General features: G+C 48.2%; 16 protein-coding genes. 13 read left to right on the top strand and 3 right to left on the bottom strand.

All coding sequences use genetic code 11. The features are described from left to right. Nucleotides 1–4 precede the first annotated feature (4 nt). Nucleotides 5–1,096, top strand: a complete 1,092-nt coding sequence (locus ACTZWV_RS10015; protein ID WP_444786411.1) for an endo-1,4-beta-xylanase — start codon at nucleotides 5–7, stop codon at nucleotides 1,094–1,096. Nucleotides 1,097–1,114: 18 nt separating this feature from the next. Here ACTZWV_RS10015 and ACTZWV_RS10010 read toward each other — a convergent pair whose 3' ends face one another. Beyond that, nucleotides 1,115–2,119, bottom strand: coding sequence for an acyltransferase family protein (locus ACTZWV_RS10010; RefSeq protein WP_444786410.1), 1,005 nt, complete (start codon nucleotides 2,117–2,119; stop codon nucleotides 1,115–1,117). Nucleotides 2,120–2,304: 185 nt separating this feature from the next. Between ACTZWV_RS10010 and ACTZWV_RS10005 the strand changes: the two genes are divergently transcribed. Further along, nucleotides 2,305–3,237, top strand: a complete 933-nt coding sequence (locus tag ACTZWV_RS10005) for a DUF4886 domain-containing protein (protein ID WP_444786409.1) — start codon at nucleotides 2,305–2,307, stop codon at nucleotides 3,235–3,237. A 70-nt stretch (nucleotides 3,238–3,307) separates the two neighbouring features. Here the strand turns inward: ACTZWV_RS10005 and ACTZWV_RS10000 are convergent, their stop codons facing one another. Both ACTZWV_RS10000 and ACTZWV_RS09995 read right to left on the bottom strand, forming a co-directional pair. Beyond that, on the bottom strand, nucleotides 3,308–3,940 hold the full coding sequence (locus tag ACTZWV_RS10000; RefSeq protein ID WP_444786408.1) for a DVUA0089 family protein: 633 nt from the start codon (nucleotides 3,938–3,940) through the stop codon (nucleotides 3,308–3,310). A 186-nt stretch (nucleotides 3,941–4,126) separates the two neighbouring features. Continuing rightward, nucleotides 4,127–4,780: a PEP-CTERM sorting domain-containing protein gene (locus tag ACTZWV_RS09995; RefSeq protein ID WP_444786407.1), complete on the bottom strand. Its 654-nt coding sequence runs from the start codon at nucleotides 4,778–4,780 to the stop codon at nucleotides 4,127–4,129. A gap of 742 nt (nucleotides 4,781–5,522) precedes the next feature. On the opposite strand from ACTZWV_RS09995, the gene ACTZWV_RS09990 reads away from it, so the two are divergent. The 11 genes from ACTZWV_RS09990 (at nucleotide 5,523) to ACTZWV_RS09940 (ending at nucleotide 19,807) form a co-directional block, all read left to right on the top strand. After that, complete coding sequence (locus ACTZWV_RS09990; protein WP_444786406.1) at nucleotides 5,523–6,920, top strand: undecaprenyl-phosphate glucose phosphotransferase; 1,398 nt, start codon at nucleotides 5,523–5,525, stop codon at nucleotides 6,918–6,920. Nucleotides 6,921–6,932: 12 nt separating this feature from the next. Next, nucleotides 6,933–8,126, top strand: coding sequence for an outer membrane beta-barrel protein (locus ACTZWV_RS09985; protein ID WP_444786405.1), 1,194 nt, complete (start codon nucleotides 6,933–6,935; stop codon nucleotides 8,124–8,126). Further along, nucleotides 8,126–8,650 (top strand): polysaccharide biosynthesis/export family protein, encoded by a 525-nt coding sequence (locus ACTZWV_RS09980; protein ID WP_444786404.1) that lies wholly within the window; start codon nucleotides 8,126–8,128, stop codon nucleotides 8,648–8,650. The genes ACTZWV_RS09985 and ACTZWV_RS09980 overlap by 1 nt, the downstream gene beginning before the upstream one ends. Then, the gene (locus tag ACTZWV_RS09975; RefSeq protein ID WP_444786403.1) at nucleotides 8,650–10,836 is read left to right on the top strand and encodes a GumC family protein; all 2,187 of its coding nucleotides are present in this window, start codon (nucleotides 8,650–8,652) and stop codon (nucleotides 10,834–10,836) included. Before ACTZWV_RS09980 ends, ACTZWV_RS09975 begins: the two co-directional genes overlap by 1 nt. Nucleotides 10,837–10,838: 2 nt before the next feature. Then, nucleotides 10,839–11,588, top strand: coding sequence for a tyrosine-protein phosphatase (locus ACTZWV_RS09970; RefSeq protein WP_444786402.1), 750 nt, complete (start codon nucleotides 10,839–10,841; stop codon nucleotides 11,586–11,588). Then, complete coding sequence (locus tag ACTZWV_RS09965) at nucleotides 11,588–12,286, top strand: hypothetical protein (protein WP_444786401.1); 699 nt, start codon at nucleotides 11,588–11,590, stop codon at nucleotides 12,284–12,286. The genes ACTZWV_RS09970 and ACTZWV_RS09965 overlap by 1 nt, the downstream gene beginning before the upstream one ends. Before the next feature lie 165 nt (nucleotides 12,287–12,451). Then, nucleotides 12,452–13,417, top strand: coding sequence for a response regulator (locus tag ACTZWV_RS09960; protein WP_444786400.1), 966 nt, complete (start codon nucleotides 12,452–12,454; stop codon nucleotides 13,415–13,417). Next, nucleotides 13,410–13,787 (top strand): Hpt domain-containing protein, encoded by a 378-nt coding sequence (locus ACTZWV_RS09955; protein WP_444786399.1) that lies wholly within the window; start codon nucleotides 13,410–13,412, stop codon nucleotides 13,785–13,787. Before ACTZWV_RS09960 ends, ACTZWV_RS09955 begins: the two co-directional genes overlap by 8 nt. Further along, a complete protein-coding gene (locus tag ACTZWV_RS09950; RefSeq protein WP_444786398.1) occupies nucleotides 13,780–14,154 on the top strand; it encodes a response regulator in 375 nt (124 codons plus the stop codon). Before ACTZWV_RS09955 ends, ACTZWV_RS09950 begins: the two co-directional genes overlap by 8 nt. Then, a complete protein-coding gene (locus ACTZWV_RS09945) occupies nucleotides 14,151–18,968 on the top strand; it encodes an EAL domain-containing protein (RefSeq protein ID WP_444786397.1) in 4,818 nt (1,605 codons plus the stop codon). The genes ACTZWV_RS09950 and ACTZWV_RS09945 overlap by 4 nt, the downstream gene beginning before the upstream one ends. After that, nucleotides 18,968–19,807: a sensor histidine kinase gene (locus tag ACTZWV_RS09940; protein ID WP_444786396.1), complete on the top strand. Its 840-nt coding sequence runs from the start codon at nucleotides 18,968–18,970 to the stop codon at nucleotides 19,805–19,807. The genes ACTZWV_RS09945 and ACTZWV_RS09940 overlap by 1 nt, the downstream gene beginning before the upstream one ends. Nucleotides 19,808–19,834: the final 27 nt, after the last annotated feature.

Here is a 19,834-nt window from a genome sequence, read left to right as displayed (position 1 = left end):
CTTTATGAAGTTTATGTTGGTAGTGGTTTTGCTCTGGCCTTTTTTAGCTTTTGCCGATTTATATAAAGCCTACAAGAATCACTTCGATATTGGCGTCTCCGTTTCCGGAAAACAGTTGTTCCGGGATGATAAAATTAAAGTAGTTAATAAAAATTTCAACTCTGTTACCGCTGAATACTCGATGAAATGGAATTTTGTTGAGTTGGAGCAAGGGGTTTACAACTTCAATTGGACAGACAGTTTTATAGATTATGCAGAAAATAATAACAAAAACGTTATTGGCCATACGTTGGTATGGCACAAGAGCAACCCTGAGTGGCTTTTTGTGGATGCAGACGGCAAACCCGAAACTAAAGAAAAGTTATTAAGAAAGCTTGAGTACCATATAAACACCTACGTTGGGCGTTATCGTGGCAAAGTTAAAGGTTGGGATGTGGTAAATGAAGCTTTTAATTTTGACGGTTCATACCGCAGCAGCCGCTGGCTCGATATTATTGGTGAAGACTATATCGAAAAAGCCTTTAAATTTGCGCACCAGGCTGATCCTGATGCAGAGTTATACTACAACGATTACGGCTTGGTAAATCCCAAGAAGCAGGATGCGGTGGTTGCACTAATCAAGCGACTGAAGAAAAAAGGTATACCTATCCATGCAGTTGGTATACAAGGCCATTACAGCCTTACTTATCCGGATCTGAAAGCACTGGATAAAACCATAGCGCGCTTTGCAACGCTGGGTATTAAGGTAATGATCACTGAATTAGATGTGTCTGTTTTACCCTTTCCGGGTCAGGAGGAACGCGGCGAAGATGCTGTGATCAGCACCGAGCGCATGACAGCATTAAACCCGTTTGTTGAGCAACTACCAGATGACGTTGAGCAGCAGCTTGCTGATAGGTACGTTTCTTTGTTTAAAGTTTTTTTAAAACACCATAAGTCGGTAAGCAGAGTTACTTTTTGGGGGATAACGGACGCTCACAACTGGCGTAATAACTGGCCGCTTCAGGGGAGAACTGATTATCCATTAATTTTTGACAGGTCTCTGAAAGCGAAGCCTGCGTATGAAGCTCTTGTAAAACTACCGCAGGCTCTATAGTTTCTAGTTTAAAAGCAGTTAGTAAGCTGATCTGAGTTTTGCTCTGAAGCTGGGTTTTTCTAACAGAAATTTGAGTATGCTGATACTTTGCAAAACTTTAAATACTATCAGGCATAGTCCTACTGAGATCAGAGTGCCAATCAACGACATAAGCAACGGGTAACTTTCGAATCCAAGTTTAACACCTATAACTCTTACCGCTGCGGCAGGTACAAAGTGCATCAGATAAATGTAAAGACTTCTTTCCCCAACATACGTTAAAACACGTGATACCAAAAACGTGTTCTTAGTAACGTATATTAATGACATAACAGCCGCACACCCAAGTAGAGCCATTACGTAATAGTGTACTGAATTTACTTTCCACGAAAGTAGGGAAATGGATGCTGCAATCAGTATGTATGTAACGATTAACCAGCCAACCCTTGTAACCGTTGCTTTGCTAACCCAGCTCCTGATCTGCGACGAGCCGTAAACACCAATGAGGAAAAAAGGATATAACTTAAAGGTTTTAATCAAAATAAAGTCATTATTCGGAACTGTATTTAGTGTGACAGCGATCAATGTAAAAATTGAAATTTGAGTTAGAAATGAAATATTTCTTGTTAACCTTGCTGTTGCAAAAGCAAGAAACAGCGCATATAAGAACCAAAGTGAAAACGTAGGTTCCCAGAAAATATGCAATATATCAGTCATTTTGACTTCGTTATTTGTAAATGAGCTCAGTAGGTAACGTACTCCAATACTGACTATGCTCCACAGAATGTAAAAGTATGCAAAGTGCAGCAGCTTACCGTGGACAAAGTTCTTTAGGTCGCCTTCTATCGCTTTTTTCGCAAAAAAGCCCGCTACAAGGAAAAACAGTGGCATGCGGATTGGGCTGGTTAAGCGGTATATTTCCAGCGTCAGGTCGGAAAAGCCTATAGAGGTTTGTACTCCCTGAAATACATGGTGAAAAACCACCAGAATTATTGTCAGGCCTTTTACGGCATCTATCCATAGTTCTCGAGACTGATTGGTCATGTGGTGCAATTCCTCTGTTTAATTTCTGTATGACTAATGTTATTAATGATACCTTGTTGCGAGTTTTAGTTGTTTTAATTGTTAATTAAATATCTTAAAAAGTTTGTTTTAGTGTGATTTGTGGTTGCGATATCCGTCAACCCTGGGCACTCTTACCGATGTTTTTTAGCTGCAGAGGGATAGAGATGTTAAACGTTAGATACTTACTGTTTTTGCTTGGCTGTTATTTTGGTTTTTCCGCTTGTGCTACTGCTGGACCAGACGAGCTAAAGTTGATGCATATTGGTAATAGCTTTTCATGGAACAGCACACATTACTTGCCACAGCTGGCAAGGGCCGGTGGACGAAAAATAACAATATTTGCAGCAAGTAAGGGAGGCTGTTCGTTACAGTGTCATGCAGACTTCTTACAGCTAGCGCGCCAGAATGAACCTGATGGCAGGGCTTACAAGGTAACGCGGGTTCTGAAGAACTATACTGGTGCTGTGCCAAATGTCAGTTTAGACGATGCACTTAAAGCAGAGAAGTGGGATGTCATTACTATTCAGCAGACTAGCCGGCAGAGCGTCGACCTCGCTACTTTTGAACCCTATGGCGAAACGCTGATATCTCAGATTAAACGTGACGCCCCTGGCGCAAAAATACTGCTGCATAAAACCTGGGCTTATCATGATGAGCACTTAATGTTTAAACAGCAGCAAGAAGGGCCGGTGAGCCATACTGATATGCATAGCCAACTTACACAGGCTTACAACCGGTTTGCTGCCAGGTACGGCTTAGCGATAATCCCCTCCGCCGATGCAATGTCTCTGGCATATCAACAATTGCCAAAAGCGGATGATGAAGAAAAAGCCAGCACCAACAACACGAAACAGGCTGCAAGTATTGAGAATGCGCCGTCTATTAAGCAACGTTCTAACATGCTTTACAGTGATGATGGCGCGCATTTGGACATCGCCGGGAAATACCTTACCGCCAGTGTTTGGTATGAAGTGCTGTTTAATGAGTCGGTTGTTAATGTCGATTTTGTGCCTGAAGGGCTTGATGCTAAATTTGCCGCCGAGCTGCGCGCGTTAGCCCACCGGGCTGTTAAGCAACATAATGAGCAAACTAATTAGTGCTATAGGGTCTTGTTGGCAACGGCATATAAAAGCCCCGGATTACGGGGCTGAGTTGGGCAAGCAGTAGTTAAACAGCGGCTTTTTTGCGATACAGGCGTAACGCCAACAACCCCATACCTAATAAAGCAATAGATGCCGGTTCCGGTATATTGCTGATAGCCGTGTCTTGCGGGCGAAAGTTACTTACCGCGCCATTTACGGTTAACTGGTACGGCAAAGTGCGGTACAAGGTTGGGTTGTCATAGCTGGCTGCACCATTCCACTGCATACCGTCGATAATATCGTGGGCACCATAATTACAGCAGCTGCCTACGGCTAACAGATAATTGCCGGCGGAAAAATTAAAACTTAAATACGAATCCAGCGCGCTGGTGCTGCCGTCGGTAAAACCGCGACCAGTTAATGACCAAAAGTCGTCATTTTGTGTAAGTAAAGCTGACACTCCTAAATCACCGTCATCCTGAAACAACCATAACATACTGTCTAAGTAGCTGCCCTGGTAGCCCCACGCCAGAATATCAAAGCTGGCTAAACCGCCGGTGGAGGAAAACTGATAAAAATCAACAGTGCGATAATAGCTTTGGTTGCTTTGATAATCGTGTAATGCGGCGTTGATAACAATTGGTGTGGCGTGGGTTTTAACAGCAAAGGCAAAAACTGCAGTGGCTAATACAAATAACAGCTTAGTAGTGGCTTTCATTTTTACTCCTGGTGGCTACAACATAATTCAGCTAAACCAGTACTTAGCAGTATTTATGCCATTACTAAAGTATTTGATTTGTAAAGCATTTAGTGCGATGAAATATAATGGTGTAAAAAATACTGACATTAAAGCGTAGCAACGAAAAAAGCCCCGCCGAAGCAGGGCAAACAGCGGCTTTTCAAACTAAAGCGGTTGTTGCTTTCTGCGGCGAATACCAATACCGGCTAAGGCTAAACCAAACAGCGCTAAGCTGGCCGGCTCCGGTATGTTTGCAGGATCGCGTACTGAGAAAAAGGTGTTGTTTACAGTGTTGCTTGCACCTTCAAAGCTGGAAACCGCTAACCAGTCGCCGGCTAACCAACTGCTGTCAGTAAGGAAGCCACGCACGTCACCGGTCCAGAAGTCAATCCCGGTAAGTTCCGGATCTGCTTGCCAGGTTTCTACCTGATCCCAACTGATAAAAGCATACCAGGAAGTGACTTGCTGCCAGTCGTCCAGCAGGGTGTCAAAGTAGTAAAACTCGGTGTACCACTCCAGTTGGTCCAGATCCCAACCCAGAGCCGGATCACCATTGTCGCTGTTGCGGTCCAGAGCGCTCAGATCCAGCCGGCTGGCGATACGGATATCGTCCATAGCATCAAACAGATTTTGCGGTTGAATTGATGAACCCGGGCTGTAAGGGGTTGGGAAACCACCCACATCACCGGCACCTGGCGCCAGATAGCTGCTGCTGCCCGGCGCCGTGTCGGTAGCAGATACCTGAATTAGCGCTGCATGGCTACTCAGGCTGAAACACAGCGCAGTGGCGGATAAAACCTTTGTTAACGTATTTTTCATAATGCATCACCTTTTTTGGATACTCAAAATTTACAATGCAATATTCATTCCTGTTTTAAAGTTGTTTAAATACAGTCTATTATAATCTTGCTGTTTGTTAACTGTAAGATTTTATGACACATTTAAAATTGCCTTGATATTTACAATTTAGGCTGGCGGTTTGAGCTTCAGGTTGAACAAAAAGCTGGATTTTGCGCCATTTTGTCGTCTTGTTGTAATAAATATGTGTTCAGATTGTGTTCAGGCTGGCAGGTGTGGAATAGCATATGCATGAGTAAAGTGCAGTTGTTAGGGCTTTATTTAATTAAGCTGTTGAAATTTAATGATTAATTAAAGTTGTATAAATACCGCTTACAGTGAGATTACTACTGCCATGCACTGTTTTGGTGAGTATTGCGGTTTTCTGGTGATATTTTAATCGATACGGTTGTTTTTTAATCGAATTGTATCGATGATAACCTTATGTAAACTGTGGGTGTATATATGTGGGTATTTTTGCTTGCATTGAGCGCGCGATGTGATAAATTGTCGGCGTTTTAAGTACAGCATGCAGTAACAAATTACCTTGCAGATAATAGTACAAGCTTAGCTTGCGTGGCGGTATTGGTTACAAACAGATATTCAGCGCAGAAGCGGTTTGCTTTATCCGCCCTGAGTGTACAACGGCATACTTTTCTCAGCGGCATTGCGCCTTGCAGTGTCAGATGCCCATGCTTTACGACAGTTAAACGGAGTTAACACAGTGAATAAACAAACGTTTAGATATACCGGCCATGCCTCTTCTGTTATTTACCGGCTGATAGATTTACTGATCCTGGCTGCGGTGTTTGTCTTGGGCGCCGCTATGTATGACGTGACGCTAAACAGCAAATACGGCCTGCTGCTGTGCGGCTATCTGGTGTGTTATTCCTATTTAGCAGAGTCTGTACAGTTATACCGTTCCTGGCGGGTGGGGCGCTTTTCGCGCATGCTGGTACTGCTGGCGGTAGCACATACGCTGGCATTTTTATTGGTGCTGGCGGCACTTTTCCTGTTTAAGCAGTCGGAAGCTTTCTCGCGTGCAGTATTAGTCGGCTGGTATGTTGCCTCTTTAGTTACCCTGGCTTTGTGGCGTATTGGCGCCAGAGTGATCAAAACCATGCAACGCCGCCGTGGTTTAGCAATGCAGAAAGTGGCGATTATCGGCGCCACCGGCAGTGGCCTGAATTTACTGAATGAAATAACCAACCACCCTGAGCTGGGCTTTGAGTGTATCGGCTTTTTTGATGACAGAACTACAGACCGGCTGCCGGTTGATGCGCGCCAGCATATACGTGGCGGTATTGAGCAAGCGGTGGCACTGGCGCGCAGCGGTGAATTGGTAAAACTGTATATTTGCTTACCAATGCTGGCCGAGCAGCGTGTGGCTGATATGATTACCGCCCTGGGCGACAGCACAGTAGATGTGTTACTGGTGCCGGATTTTCTGATGAAGAACCTGATGCATGGCCGTATTGGTAATGTTGGTGATGTTGATACCATCAGTGTGTTTGAATCGCCGGGCTTTGGTATCCAGGACTTTTATAAGCGTAGCTTTGATATTGCTTTCAGCGCCAGCGTGCTGTTGGCTATAGCGCCGTTGCTGGTATTAATTGCCGCTGCAGTCAAGTTTACCTCCAAGGGGCCGGTCCTGTTTAAACAAGACCGTTATGGCCTGGATGGCCGCCGTATCGGTGTGTACAAATTCCGCTCTATGCGCACTATGGAAAATGGCGGCAAGGTAATACAGGCCAAGCGCAATGACAGCCGCATAACGCCGGTTGGCGCTTTTTTACGCCGTACCTCATTGGACGAATTACCGCAGTTTTTTAATGTGTTAATGGGCGATATGTCAGTAGTGGGGCCACGCCCGCACGCTGTAGCGCACAACGAAGAGTACCGTAAGCAGGTTGCCTTTTATATGTTGCGCCATAAAATGCGCCCCGGCATTACCGGCTGGGCCCAGATAAACGGTTGGCGCGGCGAAACGGATACCCTGGAAAAGATGGAAATGCGGGTAAAATTCGACCTGGATTACATCCGCAACTGGTCACTGCTGTTTGATATCAAAATTATCCTTAACACCTTGCTCAAAGGTTTTATTAACAAAAACGCTTATTAATAAGGACGTTCAATGTTTAAAATTTCACGCATTACGCTGGCTATCGCTGCTGTTAGTTTGTCGGCAAATCTGGCTGCAAACGAAATGACTGCGGCTGCTATTACTACAGAGAGCGGTATTGACTTCACACCTATGGTGCAAGCCCGTTTAGCCCATAATGACAACATTGCCAGTACCAGCACTAATGAAGAGTCCAGCTGGATTTTTGCAGTAACACCAAGCCTGCGCGCTTTGTTACAAGATGGCGCTAATGTGTACACCTCTACACTAAGCGTGGCCAGCGGCACTTATTTCTCCAGTTCAGATGATAACTATCTGGATTTTTATGCAGATGCTATGGCAAAAGTTGAACTGAACCAAAGCAACCGGTTTGAAGCCGGTGTGGAATATGTGTCCGGCCATGAAGATCGTGGTACCGGGGTATCTGAAGGATTAGGTAACCTGCAGGATGAACCGGCTGAATTTGATACGTGGAATCTCAAGGCCCACTACGAATACGGTGCTATGTCTACCCCGGCACGGTTGCGCGTAATGGCGGGTTATTTTGATAAAGAGTTCACTAATTACGAAGCGCTGACCAGCGTGCGTAATTTTGACAAATTCTCTTACGGTGCAGCGTTTTACTATGACACTCAGGCGACCACCAGTGTAGTGGCAGAGATTATCCGCGAAGATATTTCTTATGACTTGGTTGATCCTACCGGTAAACGTGACAGCATCACCACCAAATACCGTGTGGGTATGGAATGGGAAGCCTCGGCGTTAACCTCGGGTAGCTTCCGCATTGGTTACCAGGACAAAGACTTCGACAGCGTTGAACGTAAAGATTTCAGTGGCCTGACGTGGGAAGCCGCAGTGGCTTATGCACCGTTAAGCTACTCTACTTTCACACTGACTACCGGGCGTCAGGCGAAAGATCCTAATGTTGAAGGCGATTACGTGAAAGAAACGCTGCACGGTGTAAGCTGGACGCACGATTGGTCTGACTTATTTTCCAGCACGGCCGGTTTTAATTACAGCCATGAAGATTACTCCGGTGCCGATCGCACGGATAAAACCAAAACGCTGAGCTTGGCGGCTAACTACCTGCTGCGCACTAACATTATGTTAACGGCCGGTACCGATCTGACGCGTAAGTCTTCTACGGTGCAGAATATCCGTTTTGACAAAAACGTATTCTATGTTGGTGTACAAGCAGGTTTCTGATGTTAACAATGAAGCAGTTGTGGTTAATAGGCGGGCTGGCATTTGCCAGCCTGAACGTTTTGGCAGATGACAGCTATCTGCTTGGCGCCGGTGATAAGATCAGTATTAAGGTGTTTGGCCAGGATGATATGGAACTGCAAACCCAGTTGACGGACAGTGGCAACATTAACTATCCGTTTTTGGGCAGTATTAAAGCCACCGGCAGAACATTAAAAGAACTGGAGCAATTAATTTATCAGGGCCTTAAAGGCGACTATCTGATAGAGCCTAATGTGTACGTTGGTATTGATGAGTACCGGCCGTTTTATATCCATGGCGAAGTGAAAAAGCCCGGAGCCTACCCGTACCAACCCGGTATGACAGTGAACCAGGCGGTGGCTTTGGCCGGCGGCCTGACAGAGCGCGCCTCACGCGATCGCATTGTTATTGCCCGCGAAGCCAATAAAGCCCAAACCGAAAACGGTACGCTGAACAGCCGCGTGCTGGCGGGTGATACTGTCACTATTTTACAGAGATTCTTTTAATGCATGTTGAAACAGCACGCGCTGACGGGGCCGGTCAGGCGGTACAGGTTATTGATTTAAAGAAAACCTTTAATGTGGTTTACCGCGCCAAGTGGCGCATTATGGCCTTTACTTTACTGTGCGGTGTGCTGGCCACTTTTGTGTTGCTGAACATGTCGCCGGTGTATCGTGCCACCTCAACCTTATTGCTTGAAGCTACCCAGGCGCGGGCAATTAAAATAGAAGAAGTATACGGCTTTAACTCGTCACAGCAGGAATACTACCTGACGCAATTTGAAGTGCTCAAATCGCGCTCTATTGCCGAGCAGGTGTTTGTCAACCTGGATGTGGCGAACCATGCCGAATACCAGCCCACTGCCGGCTTAAAGCAACAACTGATGGCATTACTGCCGTTTTTACCGCAAACCGGTGTCGAAGACGACCCGGAATATGCTGCTTTTTTGCAGCGCAAAAGCCAGTTAGATGCCTTTGTTAAGAACATTGACATAGTACCGGTGCGCCGTACTCAGTTGGTTAAGCTGAGCTTTAGCTCTGAAGACCCTAAGCTGGCGCAGGCAGTGGCCAATGCGCTGGGCGACGCTTATATTAACAGCCAGTTGGATGCCAGGCTGGGTATTACGCAAAAGGCCAACAGCTGGTTAGGCGGCCGTGTAGCCGAGCTACGTGAGCGGCTGGAACAAAGCGAGTTAAAGCTGGAGTTGTTTCGTGCTGAAAATAACTTAGTTGATGTGGCGGGGGTTACCTCGCTGGATCAACAAGAGCTGGAGCGGCTGAATGAACAGCTGTCTGTGGCCCGGGCCCGTAAAGCCGAAACAGAAGGTTTTTTAACCCTGGTAAAACGCTTTGGCCGCGATGATATTCGCCGGTTGGAAAGTTTACCGGAAATTACCTCGCATATTTCTGTGCAAAACGTGAAGCGCGAAGTGCTGCTGACAGAGCGTAAAGTGTCTGAGTTTGGCAAAATATATGGCCCTAAGCATCCGAAGATGATTTCGGCGCAGGCAGAGTTAAGCTCGGTGCAGCAAAGCCTGACGCAACAAATTTTACGCTTAATTGACGGTGTAGAAAAAGAAGCAGAAGCCGCTGCCGAACGCCTGGCTGCACTGGAACTGCGCTTTGAACAGGCCAGAAGCCGCTTTTCCGGTATGGGCTCGCTGGAGTCTGATTATCGCCGTATTAAGCGCGAAGTGGAAACTAACCGCTTATTGTTTGACAACTTTATGGCACGGCAAAAAGAAACCGAAGTAACCGGTGATTTTGATGCGCCTATAGCCCGATTTACTGACTTAGCAGAGTTACCAACTACAGCCGAAAAACCGAAGAAAAAACTGATTTTATTGCTGGTGCTGATTGCTGCCGGTGGTTTAGCTACGGTAATGGCATTGGTGTTTGATGCACTGAACGACACAGTAAAACACCTGACTGACGTTGAAAAACTGTTGAATCAACGCGCGCTGGGCTTTTTACCCAAAGGCGGCAAGAAAACCGGCGAGACCGACCGCGCGCGGGCCTTCTTTGACCGCTCGCAGCGCCAGCATATTGAAGCGGTGTCTAACATCCGCACCGGTTTGTCACTGTTATCCATTGATAAGCCGTTAAAGGTAATAGAAATTACCTCGTCATATCCGGGCGAAGGTAAAACCTCTACCAGCTTAAACCTGGCTTTTGCCTTTGGCGCGCTGGAGCGGGTACTGCTGATAGATGCTGATATGCGTAAACCAACCCTGGGTACCAAGCTGGGCTTGCCCGGTTATCAGCCAGGTTTAGCCAATGTGCTGTCCGGCACTGAAACCGTAGCTGACTGCATTGTAAAAGATGAGCAAAGCGGCGTAGATGTGCTGACTGCCGGTGCTGTGCCGCTGAACCCGTTGGAATTGCTGGCAGGTGGTGCTTTCGAACGCTTGCTGGAGCAGTTAAAAGCCGACTACGACAAAATTATTGTTGATACGCCACCGGTGCAAATGGTCAGTGATGGCTTGTTGTTGGCACCGATGAGTGATGCGGTGCTGTTGATTGTAAAAGCCGACCATACCCGCAGCCCGGCAGTGAAAAACTCAATCGCGAAAATTAACCAGGCACATGGCAATTTGTACGGTGTTATTCTAAACCAAATGGATACCGAAAAAGCGGCCAGCTACTATGGCTCCTACGGCTCTTATGGCTACTACGGCGCAGAGCAGGGCTAAGCGTGATTGACTTACATTGCCACATTTTACCCGGCATAGACGATGGCGCGGCCGATATGGCCGAGTCATTAGCACTGCTGCGTCTGGCGCAGCAGCAGGGGATCAGCCATATGGTGGCAACACCGCATGTGCAAAGTGGTTATTATGACAATACCGTGCACAGCATAAGCGCAGCGCTGCAAAGTTTGCGTGCGGCCGCCGCAGGCGAAGGCATTAATGTGCAACTGGCTGCCGCGGCCGAGCTTAGGGTAGAGCCGCAGTTAATTCAGCTGGCCGAACGTAAAGCGCTGCCACTGCTTGGGCACTATCAGGGCGATAAGCTGCTGCTGCTGGAGTTTCCGCACAGCCATATACCGCCTGGCAGTGATAAGCTGATCAAATATCTGGCGAAATCAGGTTACCGCATTATGGTGGCGCACCCTGAACGTAATCGCGAGCTACAACAAGATCCCGCTAAGATTATTCAGTTACAACGGCTGGACTGTTTGTTTCAGTTAACCGCATCCTCAGTGCTGGGGGCGATGGGCGATATGCCCTTGCACGTAGCAAAGCTGTATTTGGCTGATGGTATTTTCAGTGTGGTGGCCACGGATTGCCATTCGCTTAAACGCCGGCCACCTTTATTGGCACAAGCCATGGCGCAAATCAGCAGCTGGACCTCGCCTGAACTGGCGCAGCAATTGGCGCAGGATACACCACAGCAGATCAGCCAATCACTGTTTAACGCCGGCGGCATGCTGGTGGCGGTCTGATGCAAAGCCGTTGGTTGTATCCGCTGCTGGCGCTGTTGATGCTGGCCGGCATAACGCTGGCTGCGCGGCAGGGCATTGCCAGTGCTTTTCACTTTAAATCGGTATTTTATCTTGATAGCTGGCATCAAGGCAAAGCAGCCACTGCGCAGTCTTATCAGGATGCGAAAGCCGCTGCAGAGCAAGCCGTAAAGCTTGACCGCGCTAACCCGCATTATCGCTTAATGTTAGCCCGCACCTTGGAGTGGGGGCATTATCAGCAACTTGAGCCGATAGATCCCACACGGCTGCAGGCGTTGTATCGCCACGCAGTAGCACAACGACCCACCTGGGGCGATGGTTATGCCGCTTATGCGTATGCGTTGGCCTGGGTGTTGGACCAACCCGGCGCTGCGGCAGAACAATTATTGTTGGCAGATACCCATGGCCCCTTTATGCCGCAGCCTTTATTGCTAAGCGTACGGCTGGCAAACGACTTCTGGCCGCAATTGCCGGCTGAATTTAAAGCGCAGTATTTTCGTAACCAGTTAAAACTGGCTAAAGCTTATTACCCGGTGTACCGCGACTTTGTCTCCTTATCCCGCAACAGTCCGCTGCAAAGTGTGCAATGCGCCTATCTGCGTCAACAGGCGCTGAGCAATGCTGAGTTTGGCCGGTTGCAACGTGACCTGTGCCGGCACTGGCCGAAAATTACCGGTTGAGTTTCAGCTGCTTGTTGGTTGATTAACAAATACCCGGCTTTGTTAGGATTCTGCTACAGAAATTTTCCGCTTTTAGGCGTATACTCGGCTTTATTACTTTCTTTGTTCATTATCTAACCAGTTGTATCACTTAGATAATGCATGCTACGGCGAAACAGGGGAACTATGCTGCTGAAACAATTCAATGTGCTGGTGGTCGACGATGTAATTTTAATGTGTGACTTTTTACATGGTGTGGCCAATAAAGTGCCGGGCTGTAGTGCTTTTAAAGCGCTGGATGGCAAAACTGCGGCCGATATTCTGCAAAATGAAACTATAGATTTACTGATCACCGATATTGAAATGAAGGCGCCAACCGGGTTGGAACTGGTGTATCAACTACGCAGTGGCAGTTTTGACGCCACCCCGCACGACATCCCGGTGATTATCTTTTCCGGCAATACCTATCTTGAGCTGATCCAGCAATGCAAAAGCTATGATGTAAATGATTTTTTGGCCAAACCCATTAGTTTTGATCTGCTGACGCGGAAAATTCAGCATCATTTACAAACCGACAAACCCATCAAAGGCCCGCAGCATTATGCAGCGCTGGGCCATCAATTTAGCAAAGCAGTAGTAGTGCCGGATGATGGACCGCGTAAAATCAGTGTGGCGATAGTACGCGAGCAGGAGCAAAAAGCCGACGCGGCTGCAGAAGAGACGCCGGCCGGTGAGAAGCCGGAGAAAAAAGATTTTTTGTTTTGGCCGGAACATGCCACTACCGGTTATTTTCAGCTTGACCGCCGTTTGCGCAACTTCGCTTTTAATGTCAGTTGTTTTCACAATGTGTTTGTCGGCAATTGCAAGCTGGTGGCGATTGAAAGCGAACGTAAGCGCGCCTGTGAAGCGATGGATTACCTGTTTCATATTGCCAAAAGTATGAAGCAGAAAGAGCGGCGTTACGATTTCTGGCTGCTGTTTAATCAGCGCTTACTGAAGCTTGAACCGTTGGCTGCGGAATTAGCAGCTATTAATGTTAAACACCATACCCAGGTATTGGCACTGCTGAAAAAACTGTCGTATTGGTGGATGCAAACCTGTAACCGGCCGATTATTCAATTAAATGATGAGCAGGAGGCCAGGCATGACTGATGCAGCCGCAATGCCGGTGCTGGACCTGAACGTGCTGATTGCTATGTACGGTGATGACAGCGCCGCCACTATTACCCTGGCGTTATCCGGTTTTCGCCGTGAGGCCACTAAGTATGTGCAGCAGCTGCAAAGCGCGGCACAACAAAATGCGCCGGCTGATATCGCCCGTTTATGTCACAGTTTAAAGAGTATGTGCGGCCTGATAGGCGCCGTGCAACTGATGCAGCTGTGCGCTGCGCTGGAGCAGGCCGCCAGACAACAAGACCAGCTGGTGTTGCAGGCTCAGTTGCCTGCATTAGCCGACGTCTGGTTGGCGCTGTTGACAGAGCTGAACCGTACTTTACTGCAGCATGGCCATACCGATGTATAACGTCCTGTTTATTGACGATGATGCTTTTATTCTCAACGCCTATCAGCGCATGCTGCGCGGCACTGTGTATCAGGGTTTTTATCTGCAACAACCTGAGCAGTTATGGCAACAAGCCTATTTAAGTTCACTGCAGATAGTGCTGGCAGATCAGCAAATGCCACGTATCAGCGGCACTGAATTATTGCTGCAGTTGCAGCACGATTACCCGGCCATTCAGCGTGTTTTAATCAGCGGCGACTTGCAATCAGCATTAAGCCAACAGGCTACGGGGTTGACACTGCATGCCAGCTTAGAAAAACCCTGTAGTAAAGCTGCACTGGTTGAATGCTTACAACGCCTTAGCGGGGGGCTTACAGCACACACATGATAAACGGCGGATTTCGCATCAGTAAGGTAATGGGGCTCAGTGTGTTTTACAGTAGCTGCCTTATTGTGCTGTTTGGCGCTGTGTTATTGCTATCCGGCTGGCTGTTGCATCATGATGCCAGGGTTGACCGTTTTGTGATGTTGCCGGATACAGCACTCGCGTTTATCGCTGCGGTAGTGATGTTGTGGGGCCTTGTCAGTAAAAAACGCATCCTGGTGTTACAGGCTAATCTGGTTATCGCCGTGATCGCGTTGGCCGGCCTGGTGTGGCACCAGGCAGACGCTACCGCTGCAACCATCAACTGGCAAAGTTCGCAGGCCAGAGTGCCGTTGTTGCAAAGTCTGGCACTGTTGCTGTTGTGTCTGAGCTCGTTCGGCTGGTTCAGTGGTAAAAATGCCGGCCGCTGGCCGCTGTTTACTGTGCTAAGGCTGTTATGTAATTTGTTGTTAGCCGGCTTTAGTATCAGCGTATTGTTGGCGCAGCATGGTTTTCTGCCTGCTATGGCGCTTGGCACCAGTGCATCGGCCTCTGTTTATACCGCGCTTTATTTATTGCTGTTGGCGGTTGCCGGCTTAAGTGCGCCCTATGTTAAAACGCGGCCATCGGTGGAGCAACTGCGCAGCAGCGGCTGGTTACTGGTGTGCTTTATTGCGCTGGCATCCACCTTATTATGGTTTGATTTTGCCCATCAGTTGCAACACAGAGTAGAGCAGGCCGCTGAGCAGATTGCAGACAAGCTGCAGTTTAATGTTGAGCAGATGATGTCAGAGCAACGTGCTCTGGTGAACCGCTTGGCTGAGCGGATCAATGTGGCAGAGCATCTACTGACAACACCTTACCTTAGCACTGAAATTCAGGGTTATTTGCGCGATTATGCTTATATTGACTACCTGGCCGTGCAGAACGCTGACGGAGCTGTATTGTATGCCGGCGCGCGGGACGACAAAGTGCTGGCCTGGTTTAACCGCTATATCTATCAACACCGGGACGCACAGCTACAACAACCGGTAGCAGATAATACTAAGCCTGTCGTAACGCTGCATTACGATACCGTTACAGATCATGCCTTTATCCTGGCGAAATTGCCGCCCGGTAATCAGGCCGGAGTGGCACAAATTGTTGCAGGTATTGATTTTGCCAAAGCGCTGCGGCTGGTTTTACCGCAGTTGCTGGCGCAGGGCTATTTTGGCCGTTTGCAGCAGGACTCAGACAGGCTGCTGTATCGCTCTGCTATTAATCAGGCGGATGTCAGCGGCGTTGGGCAATTTGCAATTAATGTGATACCGGGCATGTCGTGGCAACTGACGGTATACACTAACCTGGACAATGATGCCAAAGCGATATTACGAACAGCAGAGGTGATTCTGCTGGCCGGATGGTTAGCTACCTTGCTGGTGATGTTAAGCCAAAAGTATTATCAACAAAGCCAGTCGCATCGTGTACGTCTGATGGCAGGTAACGACAGATTGCGCCACAGTCTGAACCAATTGCAGCAGTTACAGCTGCAGCAGCAACAGATTATGGAAAACTCTGCCGATGTGATCTGTATCGTTAATGACCGCGGCCGTTATATTGAACTGAGTGAATCCTGCGAAACGGTATTGGGTTATTCCAGGCAGGAGTTGCTGCAGCAGCGCTATATTGATTTTGTTCATCCGGATGACAAAGCGCGCACTGAAGCTGAAGCGCTGCGCATGCAGCCTGGCGGGCAAAACAGCAATTTCCGTAACCGGCATTTGCGTAAGGACGGCTCATTAGTACATTTAATGTGGTCATCGCGGTATGTGGCTGGTGCCAAAACGCTGTATGCCATAGCCAGAGACATTACTGAGTTGGTAAAGGCTGAGCAATATCAGCAGGCACAGCAAGATATACTGAAAATGATCTCAACCGAGCAGGCGTTGCCTGATATCCTGCAGCGTATTTGCCTGATGGCAGAGCAGCAAAGCAGTATAGTGCGTGCGGCAGTGATGTTAAAGCAGGGCGACCAACTGCAACTGGCAGCCGCACCTTCTTTTAATGTTGGTTTTAGCGCGGCGCTTAATACTCTGGCGGTGGCGGAAAATGCCGGCTGTTGCGGCACGGCAGCTTATCAGAAAAGCCTGGTCATGATAGCGTCGATTGGCGGCGATGAAAATTGCCGTGCTTATGCCGCGGCAGCGCAGGCACAAGGGGTGCAGGCGTGCTGGTCTATGCCGATGGTGTCGGCGCAGGATGAGGTTGCAGGTACTTTTGCGCTGTATTGCAGCGAGGCAAGAACCGCGCGTAAAGACGAGCTGGAGCTGATGATTAGCTGCAGTCGTTTTGCTGCTTTGGCAATAGAGCGCGCTGACCATAAACGTCTGCTACAAGACAGCGAGCAGCGCTACCGTTCCCTGTATGAGTTTAACCCTGAGCCGGTGTATGCCTTTAATTTAAATGGCTATTTCAGCAATATGAATGCGGCGGGCTGCAAATTGCTGGGGCTGACGGAAGCTGAATTACAGCAGATGCATTTTAGCCGGCTAATCCTGCCGGAAAAGCTCGATGCGGTAACACGGCAGTTTCAACTGGCAGCACAGGGCCATGCTCAGCGCTATGAAACGACAGTATTAAACCGCCACGGCCGGCAAATTGAGTTGCAGGTGATAAATCTGCCAATCTGGATCAACGGCGAGATTGCCGGCGTATTTGGTATGGCCAAAGACATTACGCTGCGGCTGCAGGCTGAGCGCCAACTCAGATTGTACAAGCACGCGGTAGATGCCACCTCCAGCGGCGTGGTAATAGTCGACATTGCCGCTGAGGATCAGCCGCTGATTTATGTTAATTCGGCGTTTGAAAAGCTCACCGGCTACAGCGCTGCTGAAGCATTAGGGCGTAACTGCCGGTTTTTACAGGGCCATGACCGCGATATTCTGGCGATAAATCAGATAAAACGGGCAATAGCGCAAAAGCAGCAGTGTAGTGTGGTACTGAAGAATTATCGTAAAGATAACAGTATGTTCTGGAATAACTTATTTTTGGCACCGGTGCCGGATGAAAACGGCTTTATCGGCCATTATATTGGTGTGCAAAGCGATATTACGGCGCAGCGCTACTACGAGCAGGAACTGGCTTACAACGCTTCGCATGACATCCTCACCGGTTTACCTAACCGCGCACTGTTAAAAGACCGCCTGACGCAGAGCTATCAAATCAGTAAACGTAACCAACAGAAAGTGGCCATTTTGTTTATCGATTTAGATGGTTTTAAGTTGATAAATGACAGCTTAGGCCATTTAAACGGCGATGAAGTATTAAAACAAAGCAGTATGCGTATCAGCGCCTGTATCCGGCCGGGTGATACCCTGGCCAGAATTGGCGGCGATGAATTTGTGTTAATGCTGACCGATCTCAGCTCAGCAGATGAGGTATTACCGGTAACAGAGCGGATCCTGGCAGCAGTGGCGCAGCCGCTTGACGTTGACGGCCAGGAGCTGCATATCACCGCCAGTATTGGTATCAGTTTGTCAGACAATACACAATCTGAACCGATGCAGATGGTACAACAGGCTGACCTGGCCATGTACCGTGCCAAGCAACTGGGCCGCAATAATTGCCAATGGTACAGCGCCGATTTGGATGTTGCACTGAATCAGCAACTGAATTTGCGGGCAAAACTAAAAAAAGCCATCAGCAATCAAGAGTTTGAGCTGTATTATCAGCCACAAATTGATGCGGTTAGTGGTGATATCATCGGGCTGGAAGCGCTGTTGCGCTGGCCTGAGCAGCAAGGCTTTATCAGCCCGGAGGAGTTTATTCCGCTGGCTGAGGAAACCGGTGAAATAGTACCGCTGAGTAACTGGGTGCTGGATAACGCCAGCCGCTATAACCAGTCGTTGATAGCGCGCGGTATTGCTTCTGTGGTGATGGCAGTGAATGTGTCATCAATCCAGTTTCAGCGCAGTAATTTTGTTGAACATCTCCAACATACCTTGCAGACAAACGGCCTGGAGCCGCGCTGGTTTGAAGTTGAACTGACAGAGTCAGTGCTGTTTGATAACACCGAACAGGTGATCCTCAAACTGCAACAAATAAAGCAGTTGGGGGTAAAGGTATCGATTGATGATTTTGGCACCGGCTATTCCAGTTTAAATTACCTGAAGCGCTTACCAATGGATAAGCTGAAGATAGATCGCAGTTTTATCCGCGACATTGTTACCGACAAACGCGATGCGGCCATCAGCAGAGCCATTATTGCCATGGCGCACCATTTGGATATCAGGGTGATTGCTGAAGGCGTGGAAAACGAAGCCCAGGTGGCGCTACTGCGCAAAAGCCTGTGTGATGAATATCAGGGCTATTATTTTGCCAAACCTATGCCAGCTGACCAGCTTGAGCAATTTATCCAACAATACCCGCAACAGCGGCAGATCCGGCCGGAGTCGGTCAGTAATCAGCAAACTATTCTGCTGGTAGATGATGAAGAGAATATTCTCAGTGCTTTGAAGCGGGTGCTGCGGCGCGATAATTATCGGGTGCTGACCTGTACCGGCGCCAAGCAGGCGTTCGATATATTGGCGTTGAATCAGGTGCAGGTGATCTTGTCCGACCAACGTATGCCGGGTGTCAGCGGTACGGAGTTTTTCAGCCAGGTTAAAGATATGTACCCCGATACCATTCGTATTGTGTTGTCCGGCTATACTGATTTACGCTCGGTTACCGAGGCGATAAACAAAGGTGCGATTTATAAATTTATGACCAAGCCGTGGCAGGACGACGAACTGCGCAGCGAAATAAAGCAAGCCTTTGCGCAGTACCAGCAGCAGATCCACAGCAAAACGGGGGAGTGATGAGCCAGGACGATGACAACAAAGATGCACAGATAGCGCGGTTGGATGCGCAGCTGCTGGTGTTGAAAGAGCAATTGTTGCAATCAGAAAAGCTGGCGTCTTTAGGCCAGCTGGCGGCCGGGGTGGCACACGAAATCAATAACCCTATTGGTTATGTGTCGTCGAATATGAAAATGCTGGCGGAATATTCCGACAGTTTAATTAATCTGGTTAAGCTACTGAGCCTGCAGGTTGATGAAGCGCAGCGTTTACCACTGCTGGCACAGTTTGATTTTGATTATGTCTGTGCCGACCTACCCAAGCTGGTGCAGGAATCCGAGCAGGGGCTGAACCGGGTAGTGGATATTATTCACGATCTAAAAGACTTTTCTCATATTGAAGAGGCGGAATTTGTCGATGCTGACTTGCACCAGGGTATTCAGTCAACGCTGAATATTGTCAGCAATGAATTAAAGTACAAAGCTGAGGTGGTGAAAGATTTTGCCGCGTTGCCGCCGGTGCGTTGTATTCCGTCACAGCTGAACCAGGTATTGCTTAATTTGCTGGTGAATGCCGCTCATGCTATTGAGCAACATGGTACTATCCGTATCAGTACCGGCTTTGATGATAACTGGGTCTGGTTTAGCGTTAGCGATAATGGTAAAGGCATGGACGAGGCGCAGTTTGGCCGCATTTTTGAGCCATTTTACACCACTAAACCCAAAGGCCAGGGTACTGGTTTGGGCTTGCCGTTGTCGCGCAGCATCGTTGAAAAACATCAGGGTGTGCTTGATGTTAGCAGTACACCAGGCGTGGGTAGCTGCTTTACTGTTAAATTGCCGCGCCAGCCACAACTTTAACCTCTAATGCAATGTTAACTACTAAGC

This window comes from Rheinheimera sp. NSM (assembly GCF_052380015.1).
Lineage (GTDB): Bacteria > Pseudomonadota > Gammaproteobacteria > Enterobacterales > Alteromonadaceae > Alishewanella.
This window is presented reverse-complemented; position numbering and strand designations above follow the sequence as displayed.